General features: G+C 42.1%; 8 protein-coding genes. All 8 read right to left on the reverse strand.

What is annotated here, in order from left to right:
* Positions 1-49 precede the first annotated feature (49 nt).
* The 8 genes from ACSZOX_RS15940 to ACSZOX_RS15975 all read right to left on the reverse strand — a co-directional run bounded on the left by ACSZOX_RS15940 (position 50) and on the right by ACSZOX_RS15975 (position 21,406).
* Positions 50-6,130, reverse strand: a complete 6,081-nt coding sequence (locus ACSZOX_RS15940) for a LamG-like jellyroll fold domain-containing protein (protein ID WP_437921066.1) — start codon at positions 6,128-6,130, stop codon at positions 50-52.
* 374 nt (positions 6,131-6,504) lie between these two features.
* A complete protein-coding gene (locus ACSZOX_RS15945) occupies positions 6,505-7,632 on the reverse strand; it encodes a glycoside hydrolase family 88/105 protein (protein WP_437921067.1) in 1,128 nt (375 codons plus the stop codon).
* A gap of 9 nt (positions 7,633-7,641) precedes the next feature.
* On the reverse strand, positions 7,642-9,792 hold the full coding sequence (locus tag ACSZOX_RS15950) for a hypothetical protein (protein WP_437921068.1): 2,151 nt from the start codon (positions 9,790-9,792) through the stop codon (positions 7,642-7,644).
* Positions 9,793-9,823: 31 nt separating this feature from the next.
* On the reverse strand, positions 9,824-13,408 hold the full coding sequence (locus tag ACSZOX_RS15955) for a DUF4450 domain-containing protein (protein ID WP_437921069.1): 3,585 nt from the start codon (positions 13,406-13,408) through the stop codon (positions 9,824-9,826).
* Positions 13,409-13,410: 2 nt separating this feature from the next.
* Positions 13,411-14,814 carry a glycoside hydrolase family 28 protein gene (locus tag ACSZOX_RS15960; protein ID WP_437921070.1) on the reverse strand — a complete coding sequence of 468 codons (1,404 nt, stop codon included), beginning with the start codon at positions 14,812-14,814 and terminating at the stop codon, positions 13,411-13,413.
* 17 nt (positions 14,815-14,831) lie between these two features.
* The gene (locus ACSZOX_RS15965; protein ID WP_437921071.1) at positions 14,832-15,938 is read right to left on the reverse strand and encodes a glycoside hydrolase family protein; all 1,107 of its coding nucleotides are present in this window, start codon (positions 15,936-15,938) and stop codon (positions 14,832-14,834) included.
* A gap of 232 nt (positions 15,939-16,170) precedes the next feature.
* Positions 16,171-18,249, reverse strand: coding sequence for a RagB/SusD family nutrient uptake outer membrane protein (locus tag ACSZOX_RS15970; RefSeq protein WP_437921072.1), 2,079 nt, complete (start codon positions 18,247-18,249; stop codon positions 16,171-16,173).
* A 28-nt stretch (positions 18,250-18,277) separates the two neighbouring features.
* Complete coding sequence (locus ACSZOX_RS15975; RefSeq protein ID WP_437921073.1) at positions 18,278-21,406, reverse strand: SusC/RagA family TonB-linked outer membrane protein; 3,129 nt, start codon at positions 21,404-21,406, stop codon at positions 18,278-18,280.
* Positions 21,407-21,622: the final 216 nt, after the last annotated feature.

Below are 21,622 nucleotides of genomic sequence, written 5' to 3' on the forward strand. Positions count from 1 at the left end.
GTAACATACTCAGAAAACAGTTACCCCGTGTGCTATACGCCTCTCCCAATTAATTCACAATATTTAATGTTCCGGAATATTGCTGTCCATCCACCACGACACGGTAGAGATAAACGCCGGTCGCTAATCTGTTGCCCGATGTCGTTCCATTCCAATCATTTAGATAGTTCCGTTTCTGAAACAAAAGTTGTCCAGATTGATTGTAGATAAACACCTCATTTTCATTGAAGAGCTCTAAATTTTCAATCATCCATACGTCATTGACTCCATCGTGATTTGGTGTCAAAAGATTACCCACCTTGATCGCTATATCTTCGTCGCTAGTTATAGCAGTAAGTTTTGTAGAGGCCATCACTGTGCACCCAAGAGGCGAACTTACCTCCACACTATACAGTGCATCTTGTTGCGCCTGAACCACAACAAAAGCTTGCTCTCCAATCAACTGACTATCTTTATACCATTTATAGCTATAATTCGCTGGGAATGCTTCTTCCAAGGATAAAGTAACTTCTTTACCTGCCATAGTTCGTGGTCGACCATTCTTGCTAATATGAACTGTTGGAAGAGAATTTACATTTAAGATTAAATCTGTACTATAGGAATCTACGCCATCATTTTGCACACCACCATTGTCCTGCGCTTTTATAACAAATTTGACTAATCCCTGTACATTGTCCATTAAGCGGTATCGTACGCGTCGCTCTGTCGCACTTACCGAATCGAGCTCCAACAAGTTGAACAAAAATGGTTGGACGGTGCTGAGCGTAATTTTCACTTTTTGTTCGCTTTCTCGTCCAGGGTTGACATTAGTAATCAAAAATTCCTGCTCTTCACCTGTATTACAAATGGCTAAACTTGATGGCAACTCAAAAGATGGTGCTGTATTGACGGCAAGTATATGGATGGAAAGTGTGGTACTATCGCTCCAATTATCTCCATTGGCCACTTGTACATCAAATGTAAATGTATTCCCTAAGAGGTGATCAAAATCTTCCCGATCCTCTACATACAGCGTACCGTCTACTGGATCTATTCGGAGAGGAGAAACACCATTTCCATTCGGATCATCAAATCGGACGATTCTCCAATTTTCCAACACACCTCCAGTGATAACGTCAGCATGTACCTGACCAAGTAAGGCCCCCAATGCGACATCTTCACGTACCGACAAAGCGAGATCTTGGATCAATGGTTTTTCTCTATCCTTACTAGCCGTTTGGAAAGACCATACATCACCTTTAGCTACTTCCCCATCACGAATAGCATCAACACGCCAGTAATACGTCGTTTGCCCTTCCATTCCACTCATAGTATAACTGCTCGCCTCCGAAAAATCCTGCTTATGAAGCATCTGATCGGCCGTATTTCCGACATACAAGCTATATCCATCTTCTTCTCCTTCCCAAGAAAGTACTGTTTCTGGGTATTCAATCCCCGTTGATTGATGAGCAGGGTTCGGATTTGTCGCTTTGAAAGCAGGTACCTCTTGCTGAAAGACATTTTTCACTTCATCATCGGTAAGCGCATAATTATACAGCTTGAATTCGTCCAATTGATCGCGATACGATTTATTCTCAGCCGAGTTCCCTATAACGAGTGGTTTAGAAGCATCTCCTATCACAGTCGTTATGACACCTGTTTTTGTTGCAGCCCTTACACCATTTACATACAATAATATAGACTGCGAATCCGCATCACGAATAGCGACAAAGTGATTCCAGCTGTTATTAAAAATATTATTGGTTGCGATACTTGCGCTGACATCCGTCTTTGTCACGTTATCATCGATCGCAAATACCAAGTTTCCATTGTGACTGACCTGTAGCCCATACCATAAGCCCGGATTGCTAAATGTTCCTTTGTGGAAAATATAGGTATTGTTGGCTGAGGTTGTGTAGGTGTTACTCGCGCCCTTCATCCAGAAAGAAACAGAGAACGACTTCTGATCGAACAGGTTTTGTTCCGTGGCTGGAATTTCCAATCGTTTCGTCGTGAGAGTAGCATCTGTTGCGTAATTAATCGCACCACCTTTCTTTCCACTTGCTAAATAGGGCGTTGCCGGAAAATCATACACCGTTCCATGATTTGCATATTTACTAGCATCTTCTCCGATACGATCCGGATTGTTAAAATGATAATGACCAACCAACTGCCGGTCTGCAAATTTGGTCGTGAACGACCACACATCCCCACGTACAGCCTCCCCATCACGAAGAGCGTCCACGCGCCAATAATATACTTTGCCAGACGACAAGCCGCTTAAAGAATAGCTATTGGTCAGAAAGTCCTCTTGTACCAAAGTCAATTGATCGACACTTTCACCAACATATACATTGTAACTTTCTTCACTACCTTCCCAAGCCAAATCGACGTTCTTGTAATCAAGATCAACCGCCTGATTTAAGGGGCTAACATTGACTACTTTAAATGCAGGAACTTCTTGGCTATATACATTCTTTACCTCTTCATCCGATAATGCGTAATTATATAATTTCAACTCATCCAGTTGGTCTCTATACGACTTATTCTCAGCTGAATTACCGATCACTAAGGGCTTAGAAGCATCTCCAATGGCTTCTGTAATTACATTCGTTTTCGTTGCAACACGGACTCCATTCACATAAATAACCAACGATTTGCTTTCTAGATCACGTACAGCAACTACATGGTTCCAAACATTGTTAAAAATAGTATTTGTAGCAATATTCGCGCTAACGTCAGTCTTGGTCACGTTATCATCTACTGCAAATACCAAGTTACCGTTATGACTTACCTGTAAACCATACCATAATCCCGGGTTACTAAAAGTACCTTTATGGAAAATATAACTGTTCACATCCGATGCCGTGTACGTATTACTCGCTCCTTTCATCCAGAAGGAAACCGAGAAAGAGTTTTTGTCGAAGAGATTATTGTCTTTTGCGGGAATTTCCAAACGTTTTGTTGTGATAACGGTTCCCGTTGCGTAGTTGATACTTCCATTATATTTGCCCGATTCGGCATAAGGCGTACTCGGGAAGTCCAATGCCGTGCCGTGATTCGCATATTTACTCAAGTCTTCACCAATATTTGCAGCATTGTTGAACGGATAGTATCCAACTAATTCACGTTTTGCGGCAGTCGTTGTAAATGACCAAACTTCACTAGATTTCGTTTCCGTACCGCTTATAGCATCCACACGCCAGAAGTAGGTTGTACCAGCTGTTAATCCTTCAAAAAGATAAGACGTAACACTTGTTGACAGTTCTGCAACCTGCGAAAGCGCCGTCGCATCTGTTCCTTTGAAAACGCGAAATTGAGTTGCCTTTTCCCCACCTTGCCAAGAAACCTGCATTTCGCTATCCTTACTGGAGACAGCACCACTTGAAGGCGTAGGGGTATGCGGCGCTGTTAACCCCATTTCGCCCATATACTCAGCCTGAATCTGCTCTGCTGTTAAGGCATAATTGAAAAGCTTGACTTCATCAAGCTGCCCCTTATAGGGTGCAGATGTTGTTCCCTGTTTTAGGAACTCCAATGAGCCTATATTCCCGAGGACCAAATCAGAAGCTTCACCTATACCAGATAGCGCTTTTGTTATAGTCGCTTCTTTATCCAGCTGTCCATTGCGGTATATTTTTAGCTTCTTATTTTCCGTATCTCGAACAATAGTCAAATAGGTCCACTCTCCATTATAGTAAGGTATAGAAGACGTAGACAGTTCATCTTTACCCAAGGCATCATTATCTATAGCAAAACGCAACGCATCTCCCTTAACCTCAATATTAAACCTATTGCCCGTTGCTCCGGTTTCTGTATTTTTAGTGATCGAACCTTTACAAACGATGTAAGCACTTTCATTCGTACCAGGCTTTAATTCAGCAGCAGCTTTCATCCAAAGCCCCATCGTAAACGAAGAATTATTCAACAGCATGTGGTCGCCGTGTGGAACGCTGGCCGCATAAGATGAAAAATCTGCCTGTGCTAAATCAATCGCTCCACCCGATATACCGGCATTGTTTCTTAAGTTGGCACCCTCTGCTGGCCTGTGGAGCAATTCGCCATTCATATGAAAAGTTGACTGGTCAATTAATACCGTTTGATCCTCATCCAACGTCTCGTCAAATTTCCAATGCCCTATAAGTTGGGGTGGGTAGATTTTCTCCGTCTTGAAGCTCCATACTGTACCTGTTGCTATCCCCTTATCATTTATAGCGTCAACACGCCAATAATAAGTTCTATCATCTGTTAACGAAGGAATTGTCAGGCTTCGCGCGGTCAACTGTCCCGTGGATATTTTGCTGAGATTTGCAGCATCTTCTCCAAAGAAAACCTCATAATATGCGGTATTGTCACTTCCTGTCCAACTCAACAACAGACTTCCTGCATTTAATGTGACAGAGGAAGCTTGATGAGCAGGGGCAGGTTGACTCGTTGCCACAGGCGCAGTTGGTATTGCTGGAGTGCGGAATGATAACTGTGCGTACACAGACTCTCCCTCTTCGTTTTTAGCTTTCAGTCGGTAGTAATATAATGTATTCGGCACCAAACTTTGTTCATCCGTATATTCCACAGCATTTTGTGCCGTAGTTGTCAACAACAACCACGTCTGTTGGTCGGAAGATCGTTCAATAACAACTGTATTTTCCTGTGCATTTTTCCAGCTAAGCTTTACATGACTGTAGGGCGTCTCTGTTTCAAAAGACTCGCCTGTCGCTGTCAAGCCCGTCACAGGGCGTACGAGCGCATCCTCTTGTTCGCCAGCCAGTAAATTTAAATAAACCTCGATATTTAAGTAACCGCTATACTGCGGATCTTGACTCAATTGTAGGGCATCGCTTGCATTCGACTTATCCAAACCAAGCCTTTCTTCCCAACTATCGGGAATACCATCGCTATCTGTATCATCCTCCAAAGGAGCGGCATCCATTCGACCGAGACCTCCATTGATTAAAGGGAGATCAGACTCACGATAGGTGTAAAACCCTGCCGTACCTTTGCTTGCCAGTTCCGTTACAAAGAACTGGTCGACCTCATCTCGTCTTGGGCGGGTAGCACCAACATTGTCGATAAGATATTGGTAAGCCTGAGTTGCACTCATGCTAGGCGAAATGCTGGGGTAATCGGAATAATCGGCCGCTGTTTTGAAGTTAGACAACTCCAATCCGGGATACCAGGAATCGGTAGGCTGAATTAATGTTCCATCCAATTGTCCATTTTGGTTATTATCGTAGTAATTCCCACCTTCATACAAATTGAAATTGCCATTCCCTCGAGAGAAAGGAGTAGACTTCGACTGTGGTGTGGAAGGCCCACCGACAAAATAATTATTAAGAATAATCACATTCGACTCGCCACTGGATTCACCCCCTAAGATATAGGCATCAGCTGAAATGGCATGATCGGGATACGTGGTGTTTGCATTGCCAAAATTATACACAACGTTATTCACAAACTCGTTGATTCCCTTCACTTTGGGATTACGGGTTTTGTTACTGTGGTACAACGATTTAATAATCGAGATCTTTCCACTAGTCTGAATAAGCCCTCCTGCCGAGTGATTATGCCTATGCAAACCTTGACCTATAATACTATTTTGGATAGTGATATTATCAGGCTCATTCCCCTTGTTATCCCAATTGATCGAAAACACTTCATCAAGTCCCCATGTAAAAGACATGTGGTCCAATATGATGTTTTGACCATTTGAAATACCCGAAGCATCATCATTTTTTCCTGCACCTGCATTGACTCCCAAACGAAGTCGTAAAAAACGAGCAATGGTTTCATTGGCACCACTAAATGACACCTTTCTTCCATAGAGTACCACGCCATCTCCAGGCGCAGTATGCCCAGCAATTGTGGTATTGGCGGCAATTGCTAAATTGCTCTGTAAGTTAATAATACCGCCTACTTTGAAAATGATAAATCGCCCAGGCTGACTAACGGCGTCACGAAAGGATCCCGGACCGCTATCGGCCAACGTCGTTACAAAATATACACTAGGACTGGCATGTCCTCGCGCACCTTTTGCATAGCGGCCAAAGCCTTCCGCACCAGGGAACGACAAGAGTGCTTGTGCTTGTACAGAACAGTTGAATACAACTAATAATAGGATAATAATCCCTCGAATTAGGTTTAATTGTTTCATTTTGGTTAGCTAAAATTTCTTAGGTTACATCAATTCGAAAACAGGAAGTCCTACCTTCATTAACTGACTTAAACAAATATCTAAATTGCAACCGGTTTCATTATCCTGTACTGTCCTGCTTCACAACCAGTTAAAATCTATTAACACGTTTTAGCAAGATGTTTTTTAAGCATCCCAAAGTAAAATTTTATTGATTTTTTTTCTTTATCAGCTCACTATATACATTGCGTTATTTTGAAACAAAGTATGGTAATTATTCGTATGTGAGTAATTATCTAGGAATGTTAGATTCGAACAAAATTCCCTATAAAACAAACAAGCCTGTGTCTCTTTACAAGAAATACACAGGCTTAAAAAAAGAATTTTCTGATTAATTAGTGCACGAGCTGAAATATTTCACTTCCAGCCAATAGCACACACCCCAAGCCATAGTCCTCAAAATCGGGGACTTTGTCTACAGTAACAGGCTGACCGTCTTTCGGCTCTTTACCCGTAGACTGTACATATCCTAAGAATCCATTCGCCTGGATTGCCTCCTCCACAATTGCTTCCCATCCTTTTGCGATAATTGGCTTATACTGTTTGGCATCCAGAATACCATGATTTACTCCCCAACTCATTCCGTAAACAAATAATGCTGTTCCTGAGGTTTCCTTTCCACCATAGTTGTTGGGATCATGTAAACTCACATTCCAAAAGCCGTCAGTCCGCTGTAAAGGTGCGAGAGCTGCAGCCAAACTTTTAAAATCGTTCAGGTATTCTGCATAGTGAGGATCAGATTTTGGAAGCTCTTGCAGAACCAGCGCTAAAGCCGCCAACACCCAACCGTTGCCTCGTGACCAATAACAATCCTCACCATTCGGTTCTTGATAAGGTGGAACAAAATCCTTATCTCGCCACCATAAACTGTCTTTGGGATTATAAAGACCATTTCCACCTTCAACATATTTAATGTGCTGATACATTTTGTACATATGATTAAAATAGGTCGTATCTTTTAACGTTACACCTAATTTCACATAGATAGGCATCGCCATTTGTATGGCATCAATCCAAGTCCAATCAGTCGATCGCCCGCTTTTTATGACAGATGTTATGTTTTTTTGCACCGCTTCCAACCTTACGGGCTGTGGATCTATACGATACAAATCAATATAGGTCATCCCGCAATTTTGATTGTCCGCGTGACGGGTATAAATTTCTCCTCGAACAGGTTTCCAATCGTGCTTCTCAGCCCATTCTACAGCATAATCATAATATTTTTTTTGGGGGTCAATGTGATAAAACGCCATCAATCCTTCATAGTAAACCCCACGTGTCCATATATTAGCAGGCCGTTCTTTGTTTGTTACGATTGTTTTGGAAGGATCAGGCCATTTTTTCATGAAGTAATCGTTGACAAGCCGCAGCTGTTTTAACACGTCTTGTTTTGTCGTAAAATCTTGTGCATAGGCAGCAGTTCCCAAACTTACCGCCAATATGAATACCAGTAATTTCTTCATGCTAATCGATTAAGGCATTTTTTTAAATCCTTCTTTCTTGATCGTCCAACTTCCATCTTTTGGAAAACCAGGACATTCCCCCTCAGATGCATCCCAACCTTCCAACATCATGGCAACAGCGGTAAGTATCCCTCCGTTTCCGGGTAAATAAATACGTAATCGGCCATCTTGATAATTATGCCCATTCTTCAGATAAGTATTGGTCTGAATATCCATAAATAAAGCATCTAATGCTTTCTCTGGTAAATTCAACCGTGCAGCATTCATTGCCGTCATCGGAAAATCCCATCCCCAGGTATGATCCCAAGTCCATTTTGCCCAAACGGTGTCCAATGTATTGCGCATGATGGCTTTGTCCAATTTCGGAGATTCGGGTACCATTCCTAAAGCGCCCAGTACTGCTGGGTGATCTGTCATCCACTTCGGAAAAGTATAGGAATCTGTCGCTGTCTCTGTTGCTAAATACACATCGCCCTGTACAGGCAGAGGAGCCAACTTCTGAATAACATCATCCCATTTATCAACTCTTGTCTCACCTAACCGCTCTTTCCATTCTTGTGCAATACGGAGAGCCCAGTCCCAATACGCCACTTCATACGTCGGATTTCTCGTTTCAGCAGCCTTGAAAACCTCCTGTGCAGGAATAACGCCCAAGCCTAGATTATAGCGATCTTTTGTTTTATCATAGTAAGCATAGTCTGCCATGAACTCGGCTGTAGCAAAAACCAAATCTTTATATTTCTCCAGCACCTTCTTATCTTTTTTATCCCGATAAGCAAGTTCTGTCATGTAGATAATATGTGGCTGTTGCCAAATCAGAAATGCAGCAACAGATGAAGGGCTTTCATTACCTTCATTATCGGACATTTTAATCCACCTCACACCTTTGTATCCTTGTCTTTCAGCCAATGCTTTTGCTTTTTCAAATGTTCGAAAGTAATACGTTAACGTTTGTTCCATAATTTCAGGACGTCCCCAAAGCGCATAATGTACACCATGCCACCAATGCATCTCGGTATGAGGCTTTCCATACCAACTGTTAAATGTCAAACCCGTTTCCTGCGGAGGGTTACTTCCCCCACATTGTACTTTTGTCAAATATTGAGACAACACAATCCGGCGTTCCAGTTCATTCGCTCTGGGGTCTGTACTACCAGCAAAATCAACCGCAGCACCACTTTTCCAAAAATGCTCCCATGCCAGAGTATTCTCTTTTTGTACATCAGCAAAAGCTGTGCTGTTTCCAAATTTATCTTCAGGCGCAAAAGCAAAGGAAAATTCGACACTTTTCAAGTCCTTTGAAGGGACATAAGTAAAGTAGTGCTTTGCTGCTTCCTTTACAACTCCTGGCGAGTAATGTAAACTCGTAAAATAGGTACTACCCGGTAATGTATGTTTAATTAAAGCCGACGCATTGTTTGATTTTGTAAGGACAGTTTGGTGTTTGTCCTCTTCACCAAAATAAGCAGCTTCGTCTAGAAACTTACCCGTAGGAAAAGGATAACGCACGAAGACTTTTATCCGTTCTTTTGCCATCAATGCTGATGTGATTTTAACAGAAACCCGATCCTGCGTTGGGCTTGCAACAGTCCAGACTTCAATAGGTTCATTCTCTATCGTAAATTTACTGTGAATCATCCCAGACCATAACTCCAACGTTTGGTCCACATTTTTAATATCTTCAATGCCAGCGCGTTCTCCATTTGCCAACAAAATCTCCAGTCCTACATTTCCCAACTGTAAACGATGCGGATTGACGCGATAATACTCGGTAGCTCCCTTATGCCGATCCCCTTCTTTATATTGAATGCTGTATTTCGCGTCTCTTCCCTCGTGATTAAAATCATAAGATCGCAATGTCTCATCAAACCGGTAATGTTCATCATTTGGAAAGCTGTTCCATCCCCATTCCGATTGGGTCCCCAATGAGACACCATTTTTATAATATGCTGCAAAAGATTGCATTCCTGTAGCATCCACAGTGTACGCAAACACACCGTTACCCACGGTGAGGGAAGCTAAAGTATCCATCGTATGGTTGACCACATTGTGTCTACTGACAACAGCCTGTCGATCAATCTTACTCGTTTGCTGTGCTTGGCAGGAAGCCAAGACCAACAATGCAAAGCCTAAAATCAGATTTATATCTCTTCTCATCATTTGTAATTAGTTAAAATACATATTCAGCCACTTACCTTGCCCATAAAGTCGCAGCAATAAGCCCTACAACGACATCATTTGCTTCGGTCATCAGCGTAAGCGATTGGAGTGTTTTTGTAGCATCGAGCGGAAGGTCTACTATGGTAGCTGCCCCACCATCTACTCCACGATTGGAAAAACCTTTAATATCGCTATATTTAGCGAGTTGTCCTCCTTTATACAATTCCCCCGTTTTCAATTTCACCCGATACGGAACAAGATCATCCGGAATCTCAAAAGCATAATTATCATCCAGGTAATCCTGTTCAATTGGCCACCAGTTTGTAGGATTTTTCAACGGCAGAAGCGATTCCTCGCCATCCGTATAGCGCACCCGAACATAAGCATTGACCAATTGTGACTGCATAGGATTGGTAGAACCAGCCATTAACAGATACACTTTCTCTGCCTTTCCCTGCAATGGTACCGTTATAGACGTTGGGTAATTGTCCCATTGACTTGTGAACAGCACATTTTTGCTATTACCAGAGATTAAAAATGGGATCTCCAAATAAGTGACGACATCCTTCTTACGAGCGGCCATCAATCCCGAATCGTCTATAGACGCTGTAACCAGCGGATAACACCAGTTTCCAATGCCCTGCCAAGGCAGTTGTAAAGTAGGGCCTTCTGGACGAGGAGAGAGATACCGCTGTTCAAAAATCTGTTGGACACGCGCATTATAAAACGACGATAAATCGGTCTGTATATACCCCTCATCCTGTGCAATATCCCAACTGTAGTAATCTACTGTCCACCTGATTCCATCAACGCCAAGCTCGTACCTATTTGTTCCCTTCGATAAGGTATGCGTTGGTATTTCAATCTCGGCAGAATCGCGTGAAGATAACGTGATATCCTCCTTCAATCGAGGCGCCTGCACCTGTACTACGATAGATCTATCGGTATTGTTTTTCAGGCAGAGCAGGTGCTTGTTTTCCTTTCGTTCGAAACGATGCGAAACAGGCTCCACAAGTTCCATATTCACCGGATGCCACCAATTCATCTGTCCTTCCTTCAATTTCAAGAAAAAGGTTCCAGTATGTTTTTTTGGAGCGAATCGAAATTGATTTCCTTCTTGACTTTGCACCATTTTTTGAGGATCATACACATCCAATAGCTCCTGTCCATCTTTTAAAGAGAACACCCAAGGTTCGGTATAACGCTGTACTACAGCATCGGACGACGCTAATTCCAACTGTCCTTCACCAGCAATCTCAATCGAAAAATCATGTTCCACAGCCCCTTCAAAGACAAGAATCGGCTGATGGATAGATTGTTCCTTTATGGCCCAATCGATCTGTTTTCCATTAATTTTAACAGATCGAATACGTGTATAACTGATAGGCACTTCCATCTTCAATTTGACAGGATTTTGGTAGCTCGTATGAATATCAAATTGCACCCTGTCTTTCTTCTTTTTATAGGCATAGCGCCATTCCGGTAATGCTATTTCTGCGAAATCCCAAGATGCAGGAAATCCAGGTTTAACCAGAATTTCCTTGTCCAACAGCTGCGGATACATACCAAACAGGCCTTCTACTAATGTACGGGAGGCAACGCCAATAGGATCCGCAAAATCCCGATAAAGTTCACCTCTGAAAGCGTCGTAGTGAGACAGCTGTTGAAAATTCCCGGGACTGATCCCATGGTACATACTTTCAATAAGATTGCTCTTCCACAATACATAAGCATCCTCATTGCGGCCCGATTGCCAATATGCGAGGGCTGTCTGCAGATTCTCAGCCAAAGCCACATTATTGACGGACCAAGTGTACGGTTGCCAGTTTGTCGTTGCAAGCGTATACAGTCCTTCATGTTGCATACCGGTAACACTGATCGGTATTTTGGGTGAGTGATTTTGCACATATTGAAGATTTTGATAACTCTCAAATTCATCCAATAGAAAGGCATCCGCTACATGATAGATCGTCCAGAGTCCGGGTTTATCATGCAATAATCTATTCCCTAGTGCATCCTGATATTCGGCAAAATAGCCTTTCTCCGCCAGCCATAGTCTATCCCGTAGTGCCCGACCTATTTTTTCTGCCTCCACTTGATAAGGAGTACTGTCCTCGCCTAGTAAATCTGCTATTTTTGCAGCAGCCCTATTTGCTCTATAATTATAAGCACTGGTATGTGCCACATCACCACCTGCATATTGCAGCCCATCACTCGCCCAGATAGCACAATAGGCATCATAGAGACCATCCGCATCGCGATCAAAATTTCTTTTCTCCCAATCCAAATGTCGCACAATTGTCGGCCACATCTTCTTCAAGTAAATCCGATCACCTGTATAATCAAAATGAGAAAACAGCTGATCAAAAAAGACCAGATTCATGTCGTAGTGATGCGGTACGGTATTGTTGTTCGGATTGCGGGAGATATAACCACTTGTAAATACGGAAGTCCCCATTTTCTCCAGATGACGTGCTAAATGGAGTGCTGTATCCATTACCACAGGTCCTTGGACAGGCTCAAGTACCTGCGAATTTGCGTAACTACTAAAATGTGCTTTTGCACGCTCATGCCAACCGAGAGCATCCGCAGTATAAGCACCACGCCAAGCATTTAACCGCATTCGCCAAGCGACAGCACCATGCAGAAACGTTGGATTTTCCCAAATTCCATCGGCTGCAATGGCTAAAGCCGCTCCAAAATTATTGATGTAACGGTCGGGGGTACGTAATTTTATCCGGTTACTTATTGCCAATCGAGCCTGATCAGCTTCAGCGTATAAAGCTGATAAATCTGCTGATGAAGCATTGTTGTTATAGCCCTTAGACACTTGCATGTAAATCGGCTTATCAAAACGGGTGTATTTCGCATAAACAATAGGACTCCCTTGTTTGTTCGCATTTTCCAACGTAGACAGGGCAGAAAGGGCATGTGCATCACTCAACCCTACGGTTCCCCCTGAGGTAAAGCTTCCATTGACATAGAGCTCTTCTTCACGTTTACCGAGATAGCGTAGCGAAAAATTATTCCTATCGAGCGTAAAACTATTGTATATAGCATAGGCCGGCAGCAGGTAGAATCCAGATTCTGGATCAGCACCAATATCGCCGTTTCTACTAAAGGTTTTTCCACTTGCTCCTCCATAAATACAATACACAGCAGTCGATTTTGGGAGCCCTTTAGCCTCCAATTTAACCACCATCCCTTCATTGTTTGCCTGTGCGAGCACCGTTAAATGAAGGTATCCTTTTCCAAGAACAGGATCCTGAATTTTATACAACATCGCACCAGGCCTGTAACGTGTTTCGATATGCTTTGCTTCGATAAGTTTTCGAAACACATCGCCTTGTTGAACAACAAACTGAAGATTACCGGCCATTCCGGGGAGATAGAGTGCAAATTCTGGCAAATCTCCTGCTTCAACACGAGAAGCTCTATTATCACCATAGAGCGCACGATTAAACCTGTACTTTCCATCCACTAACAGAAAATCACCTTGATCTTCTGTGTAATGCAATTGGCGATCATTTTTTTGCCAATGCCGAGATTGTGCTGTTAATAACCCAATGGAAAGGTAAAAAAGTAAACAACAAGAAAATAGACTTTTACCACGCATAATTAGTCAAATGAAGTCGTATTCTTACCATTGATAACGACATTTTTGAGGGTTACATTCTTTAAATAATCTACACGGTAAGGTTCTTTAACACCGTTAATCTGGCAATTTATCATGGTAAAATTCGTAACTGGAGACGATTCATAGGCGTTGGATAAAACCGCGTATTTCCCTCCCCCTTCGACCTTTAGGTTCTCTACCCAGATATTACGAATGGTAGGGATATGATTTCCTGGCTTTTCATAAAACATATTAAATCGGACAGCCGCTTCTTTGTATTGTCCTACCTTCGTATTGTAGAAAAAGACATTTTCGATTATTCCGCCACGACTTGAGCTCGTCTTAATACGCAGCGCTCGATCTAAATTAGGACTATCCATCACATTATTCAGCGAATAAATATTCCTTGCCCCACCTGCAATTTCACTACCTATAACGACACCTCCATGTCCATCCTTCATGATGCAGTTTTCGATAATATGATTTTCAGCAGGCCTACCGATATTTCGTCCATCCTCATCGCGTCCCGATTTAATCGCAATACAATCATCGCCAGTGTCGAAATAACAGTCTTTAATCCAAACGTTCTTACAAGCTTCTGGATCGCAACCATCATTATTCGGCCCATGACTAATGACACGAACCCTTTCAATCAGTACGTTTTCACAAAGAACGGGGTTTAAGTTCCACATAGGCGAATTCACCATCTTTACATCGGCAATCCATACGTTCTTACAGAGATAGGGTTGTACAAAATTAGGCCGTAAAAAATGGCCATCACCATAAATTCTTGTCTTTGCGTCTACCTCATCTGCCATTTGTTGGTGTAAAACGGCCCGTGCAGGCTTCTGCTCGCCTGGGCGATTTTCATTCCAGCCGTATTTACGCGCCCCACACCAGTACCACCAATGATCGTTATCCGAATTGCCATCTAGCGTTCCTTTACCAGTAATCGCAATATTCTCTTCGCCATAGGCGTAGATAAATGGAGAGAAATTCATACATTCCATTCCTTCCCAACGGGTAAAAACCATCGGATAGTCCGAGCTATCGCGACTAAACAGAATAGTTGCCCCTTCGCTGACGTGTAGGTTCACATTGCTCTTCAGGTAAATAGCTCCTGTTAAGAATACACCAGCGGGTACGACTACACGGCCTCCACCCTCAGCATGACACTGTGCAATCGCTTGCGTAAATGCATCCGAGTTTTTTGTTGTACCGTCACCCTTTGCACCAAAAGCTGTTACCAGATAGTCTTTCTTACGGAATTCAGGTTTTACAATTTGCTTTTTTAAAGCTGCGATTTCTGCTAATGGTTGCTTCGAACTATTCCATGGGCTACTTTGTCCTTTTGCGATCGCAAACAGACAACAGGATAATAGACATACAATTAATTTCTTCATCATTTTGGTTATTACTAAAATCAAAGTTTATACGTTAATATATCAAATACGAAAGTTGTGGAGGTTCCAAAAGAGCCTCCCTGTGTCGCCCCAAACAGAAAACGGGGTTTGCCCGTCTGTTGATCCAACAGTAGCATGGGCCGTTCTAAGCGACCGAACCTTTTTAAATAAGAGGGCGGCGGTGCTTCTTGGACATAACTCTTTAATCCCAAATACGACACCGTAGGTTCTGACCACTGTATGCCATCGGTAGACGTCAACAGTAAGCCAAATTCATGATTATAAAAGCCCATATCGCGGGCAATCATATAATATATATCACCTTCTTTCCACACAAAAGCATCTTCCAATTGTGCATTATTGGGGCGTTGGGAAAAATCGATAACCGGCTTTTCCGATACTTTCACATAAGGCCCCGCTGGATGTTTCGCCTTTGCCAATCCGTACTTTCTGTTGCCCCGAACGGGACCTTTTTCCGATTGATAGTCGGCAGTATTCCAAGACTTGTAAAAGAGCCAATACAACCCGTCATCTCCACATACAAATGCAGGGTTAGTGGTGCAGTGATCATCCCAAGCCCCTTCATCACCAGGCAGTAAAAGGGGGGTATCGGTACGCTTCCATGGTCCAAATAAGCTTGATGAGCTGGCGAGACCGATTCGCTTAGTATCTGTCTTGCCATTGGAATTTCCCATGTAAAAGAGATAATAGGTATCCTCCACCTTTTTGATCAAGGGATTGTGACAGGTGGTACTATCCCAAGATTCGGGTCTAGGTGCAAGCACAACAGATTGATGTTTGAAGGAGCTATATGGCGTGTCAGCGATGGCATGAGCAATCTCGGAACCGTGAAGCCATCCGCTCATCCCTTTCTCTTTTCGCCAACGGGAGTAAAAAAGATGCACCTTACCATCCTCTCCCCAGATGGGCGACGAACACCAAATATAATAATCCGCTAACTCGAGCGATCGACCGATAGGTTTTAACGAAAAAACAGGCTTGATATCAGGCGAGAAAGTCTTTCCAAAAAGGAATGGAGCCACACACATGCCCGACAATAGAGAAATTCCCGATTGAATAAAAAATCGTCTCGAATACTTTTCATCTTCCCCTTGTGTAGATATCATGGTTCACTATCTGTGATTGTTAGCATTGTAGGTTTACTCCGCAAGATATTAAAAACGTATTCCATAGGTATCCTGCGCTGTCCTGCAAAAGAAGAAAAAACGGCAAAAGACTGCATTTAAGCCTATAAAAAAAGCTTATCTAACATCTTTATTACAAACAAGAGGGCTTAGTCTAAAGAAAAAAGCCGACTATCCTTATGGACGGTCGGCTTTTTAAGCTAACAATTTATTTTTAGTAACCTGGATTTTGCATCGCTTGTTTTTCGGCAGCATTTAATGCATTCCCATTCTCGTCTGTCGTAGCATCTAGGAAAGATTGCGGAATCGGACGATAATAATGCTTGGTCGCACTAAAAACCGTATTTCCTCGCACATAACCATCATTAAAAGTCTTCCAACGAGATTCCAATGTCTTCGTACGTGCAAGATCTTCCCAGCGATACAATTCCCCACACAATTCACGAGTACGCTCATTCAAAAGGAAACACATCATCTTTTGTGTATTCGATGTTGCACCAAGAGCCGTGTATATTGGCGCGTCAACAGGGGAATTATAAACATCATTTACAGAGTTTAAAATAATGGACGTTGCAGCTGTTGTCACTGCCATATCACTATTAGACTCATAATAAGAGTTACCCTCCCAATAAATAGCACCATCCGCAGAATATCCACCACCTTTACCAGTAGCATACGAATTGTTTTTATAGGCTTGACCTCCATCTACATTCTTTGCTCTGTCTTCTCCAGCTTTATAGCCAGCCCTTGTGCGCAACTTATTAATCCAAGTAATCGCATTCGCATATTCGCCTTCACCTTTGCGGATATAGGCTTCCGCGATCATCAATACGTCTTCTGCCGAACGAGCCATGATGACGTCTCTTGTTCCAAACTGAGAAGCTATACTAATTCTATAACCATCTCTAAACTTCGACAAAGCGACTGATCTAGATTGAACACCATAATAACCGTTATTGCCATGTTGTCCAACCCATGCTTGCCCTTCGCCGTTAAAGTAACGAACAAAGGTGTGTGTATTTTGCATAATACCGTCTTTTAATACACCTGTATTATCACTGGCTACCTTGGTATACCTAGTATCTCCTGAATTATTGACAATATATTTAATAGCCAACTCACCTCCTTTAAACCTTTTTGTATTTGCAACGGTTCCTGCTGGACCTAGAGAAGCATTTGCTGCTGTCCAAGCAGGTGCTCCACTGCTGTTATTACAGCCATACATCGTAACAAAAGATTTCCAGAAACGGGAGTCATTGACACGATCAAAAACATCCATTGTATAATTGGTCGCTCGAGCATAAGAGAATTCTCTTCCACCCGAGATATCACGACTCGTACCCGCTAAATCTTGATATACAGCGGGGTAATACAAATGGATTTGATTTCCATAACGTCCCCAAGTCGCCTGATCGTCTGAAAACTGTGCAGCCAACACAACTTCTGATACTTTTTCATTTGCACCGTTGGCTTTTTCGTAATCCCACAATTCCACGAAATCATCAACCAATGGATGTGCACTCACAACTTCACTACCATATTTGATAACCGCGTCCAAATCATCCGCAACATAGGATGTATTCCAACCAGCGTAAAGTTCACTCGCCCGTGTAAGATGTGCTTTTGCTAAGTAATGTGCAGAAGCCCATTTTGTTACTCGTCCAAATTCAGATACCGAAGTAGGCAACAAATTATAGGCCTGTTCCAAATCCGATATAATCTGCGCAAACACCTCTTCCTCAGAAGCCCTTACGAAGTAGGATTCTACTCCAGTAGAAGGTGTCAATTTTAATGGCACACCACCGAATTGCACTAATAATTGTAAATAGAAATAGCCTCGCATAAAATAACCCTCTCCCAAGCGCGTATTATAACTGCTATTAGCTTGGTCGTAATAAAGCGGTATATTCTGAATCAACGTATTGGCTGATTCTATTCCAGAATACATATTATCAAATAAAGGTTGGATATTTCCTCCTCCATAAGTAACCTCATTAGAATTCAAATCAGCACTATAACTGTTAAAACTTGGCGACGGATTATTGGCATCTGTAAACTCATCTACACCGAGATTAAACAAGGCCATTCCCCAAGTGTAATTAAACTTAAATTTTAATTTGGAATATACACCTGTAGCTAAATCATCTAAACCCGCTTGCGTTTTAAAATAATCCGTATCAGGTATGGTAATTTGCTCTTCCTTTATAAAATCTTTGCTACACGAGTTCATGCCTACTAAACTCGCGCCTGCCAACAATGAAGCAACTAATATTTTATAGTTTTTCTTTTTCATTTTTTCAAATTTCAATCGTGACATCCTACTAAAAGCCTATACTTAAACCTAGAACTGCACCCCTAGTCGTGATAGCCGAACCTGGCTGTGTCGTGTTATTATTGTATGTCGACAAATCCGTATCTAAGAAATCGGTCTTAGAATATAACATTGCAGGATTCATCAACTGTCCATATATTTTCAGGTTACTGATACCTAAACGTTCCAACTTTGAAGAGGGAAAACTATAACCGAAACTGACATTTCTTAATTTAATAAAAGAACCATCCTGATAATTCATAGAAGACGAGTAAGTGTCAGCTGCTTCACCATTAGAACCAGGCTGGTAATATTCAGCATCTTCGTTCACTCCAGGAATAAAATAATCCAATTTTCGTTGCATATAACGCCCATCCAAGGTAGCAGCACCTGCATTGACTAAGAATTTCCATCGCGAAAAGATAAAAAATGACAATTCAAAATTCTTATACGTGAACGTGTTGGATATACCTCCAGACCATTTAGGCCGATAAGACCCTATTATTTGCTTGTCATAGTTCGCATCAATTGCACCATCAGGAGCACCATCTACTCCACCGAGATCTTTGACACGTATCTGTCCTGGATTACGACCATATTTAGCAGCTTCTTCAGCTTCTGACGTTTTCCAGATACCATCATACACAAAGTCATATGCAACTGAAATATCTTGTCCTACAAACCAATTATTGGAAAGGTCTTCGGAACGACCATTGTTTAGAGCGACAATCTTACTTCTATCCTTAGACCAAGTAAATGAAGTCAACCACTGGAAGTTTTCCTTTTGAATATTAACCGTATTTAGCTGAAAATCGATACCCCAACCTTCTGTTTTCCCCACATTGGCCCAAGTTGATGGATATCCCGTAACGGGATTGAGTCCCATGACCATTAATAGATCTTTCGTCTTCGTTTTATATAAATCGAATGATCCACTTACACGATTCTTCAACACACCAAAATCAAGGGCAATGTTATACTGTGTTGTACGCTCCCATGTCAATCCAGGGTTAGCCATCTTTTGCGGGCTGGAAGCTGATGGATCTGACGCCACATAACCTGAAGATGAAGACGTAGAACTCCAGTTATAGAAATTTTGTGTCAAACCACCCTTCGTTTGATAAGCATCAATAGCCGCATTTCCCACGACACCGTACCCGAGACGTAACTTTAAATTATTCACAAAATTCACATTTTGCATAAACGATTCCTGATCAATACGCCAAGCTCCTGATATTGAAGGAAAAGAAGCCCATTTATTCCCCTCTGCCAATACGGACGAAGCATCCCAACGTATAAAAGCCGTTAAAAGGTAACGATCTTTGAAACTGTAATTACCTCGTACCATATAAGACTCCATCTGTCTCTCTTCCAAGGTAGTCCCATAATCTCCATTAAAACCTCCTGATTTGATATTATACCACAATTCTTCCGCACTTGCCACATCCGTACCTTTCATAGTACTCGTTTCCTGATTGTATGTAGATGCCGATTGCAATAAAGTCAATCCTAAACGATGATCCATCCCGAATTGACGATCGTAATATATCAAGTTATCTAAGGTCCAGGCTAATCTGCGATCTGTATTGTAGGTTACCGCGTTATTACCGTCTCCGTTAATTCCTTCTGCAGCATTAGCCAATCCTAAACGGTAATGTTTAAATTCCGGACCAAATTGAATACGATAACGTAGTCCCTTTAGAGGGCTGTACATCTCTCCCAAGTCAAACTCTCCAAAAAAGCTTCCATTGGCAACAAATGTTTGGCGTTGATTTGTATTATAATCTAGCTCATTTATAGGATTAACAATATTGATATCTCCTGCTGCTGGATTTCGAATATAATCACCATTTTCATCGTAAGGAACTGTCCATGGCAACATACCTCTTAGAGCAGAATAATAATCTCCAGCACCTGTCACAGATTTTGAAAAATTATAACCATAATCTTGGTTGCTGTAAGCTAAGTTTACTGCTGTTCCCATTTTAAACCATTTAGTAGGCGAAGCTTCAAAACTAATTTTAGTATTAAAACGGTCATATAACTGCCCTGGCTGTGTCGCGTCTTGTTTCAGATAACCAAAGGAACCATAGCCTTGAGATTTTTCATTTCCCCCGCCAATACTTAATGTATGTTCGGTAGAAAGAGCATCTTGCCTGCCATAATCTGCCCAATCAAAGTTTCCTACCAAGGATGGATCCCATTTTGTATTTCCTTCCGTCCAGCCTTTTGCGATATTAGCCCAAGAAGCTGCTACAGATCCCCAACGGGAATAATCAGAAGCATAATCGGGTGTAGTCGTTCCATTTTTCGCTAAGCGTGCATAATCAAGCCATTCAGCAGCATCCATATATTCCGTGACGTCATACATCCTTTCCATCGTAGCCGTCCCGGCATAATTCAAGGTTAATCTGCCCGCCTTACCTTTTTTTGTGGTAACTAGTACAACTCCATTTGCACCACGTGAACCGTAAACAGCTGTTGCGGAAGCGTCTTTCAAGACATCAATGCTTTCTATATCGCTGGGATTTATGTTCTCTATTCCCCCAGTTTGCAGGATCATCCCATCAACAACATACAAAGGGTCTTGATCCGCATTTAACGATCGTACGCCTCTAATCTTAATTGATCCAGTAGTACCAGGCCGTTGATTGGACGTGATATCGACACCTGCCGTTTTTCCTTGCATCGCCTGTAGCGCATCTTTAACCGGCATAGCTTTCAGCTCTTTCGTTCCAATACTAGCAACAGCACCTGTAACGTCCGATTTCTTCACCACATTATACCCCACAACCACAACTTCTTCTACCAGTTCACTTTCCGAGGCTAAAGTAACCACTACTGCCGTTTTATTGGCCACGGCTAATTCTTGTGACGTATACCCAATCATCGTAAAAACCAATGTACCGTTGCCCGGAGCACTCACTTTAAATGTACCCGTAGCATCTGTTGTCGTAGCAATAGTTGTCCCTTTAACCGACACGGTTACGCCAGGCAAAGGATTTCCTTCTTGGTCCTTTACACTTCCCGAAATGTTTGTTTGCGCCCACGCTGGGATCGCTAACAACAAAAACAAGCCTATGAATACGAGCTGTTTCGTTAGCCCATAGGAAAAGCTTGATTCTCTAATTTTTTTCATTTGCATTTTTTCTGGAATTCTTCAAAATAATACACTATTCTATTGATTATGGGATTTTCTTTATGACGACAGCAGATAGACATAACCGATAAAAACTCGTATTCCTCAACAATAGCATTTTTTGCAAGCGATTGCAAACTTCTTTTGTGCACTTTCGGATTATTGGATACTATCGTTGTTATGACCGACTTATCCTAACGAATACATAAATAATTA

Source organism: Sphingobacterium sp. LRF_L2 (assembly GCF_965644235.1).
Taxonomy (GTDB): Bacteria; Bacteroidota; Bacteroidia; order Sphingobacteriales; family Sphingobacteriaceae; genus Sphingobacterium.

What these genes read in the sequence shown, in the direction of transcription:
- ACSZOX_RS15965 (WP_437921071.1), bottom strand. Translation starts at nt 15,938, where the DNA reads ATGATATCTACACAAGGGGAAGATGAAAAGTATTCGAGACGATTTTTT.
- ACSZOX_RS15950 (WP_437921068.1), bottom strand. Translation starts at nt 9,792, where the DNA reads ATGATGAGAAGAGATATAAATCTGATTTTAGGCTTTGCATTGTTGGTC.
- ACSZOX_RS15960 (WP_437921070.1), bottom strand. Translation starts at nt 14,814, where the DNA reads ATGATGAAGAAATTAATTGTATGTCTATTATCCTGTTGTCTGTTTGCG.
- ACSZOX_RS15955 (WP_437921069.1), bottom strand. Translation starts at nt 13,408, where the DNA reads ATGCGTGGTAAAAGTCTATTTTCTTGTTGTTTACTTTTTTACCTTTCC.
- ACSZOX_RS15970 (WP_437921072.1), bottom strand. Translation starts at nt 18,249, where the DNA reads ATGAAAAAGAAAAACTATAAAATATTAGTTGCTTCATTGTTGGCAGGC.
- ACSZOX_RS15975 (WP_437921073.1), bottom strand. Translation starts at nt 21,406, where the DNA reads ATGAAAAAAATTAGAGAATCAAGCTTTTCCTATGGGCTAACGAAACAG.
- ACSZOX_RS15940 (WP_437921066.1), bottom strand. Translation starts at nt 6,130, where the DNA reads ATGAAACAATTAAACCTAATTCGAGGGATTATTATCCTATTATTAGTT.
- ACSZOX_RS15945 (WP_437921067.1), bottom strand. Translation starts at nt 7,632, where the DNA reads ATGAAGAAATTACTGGTATTCATATTGGCGGTAAGTTTGGGAACTGCT.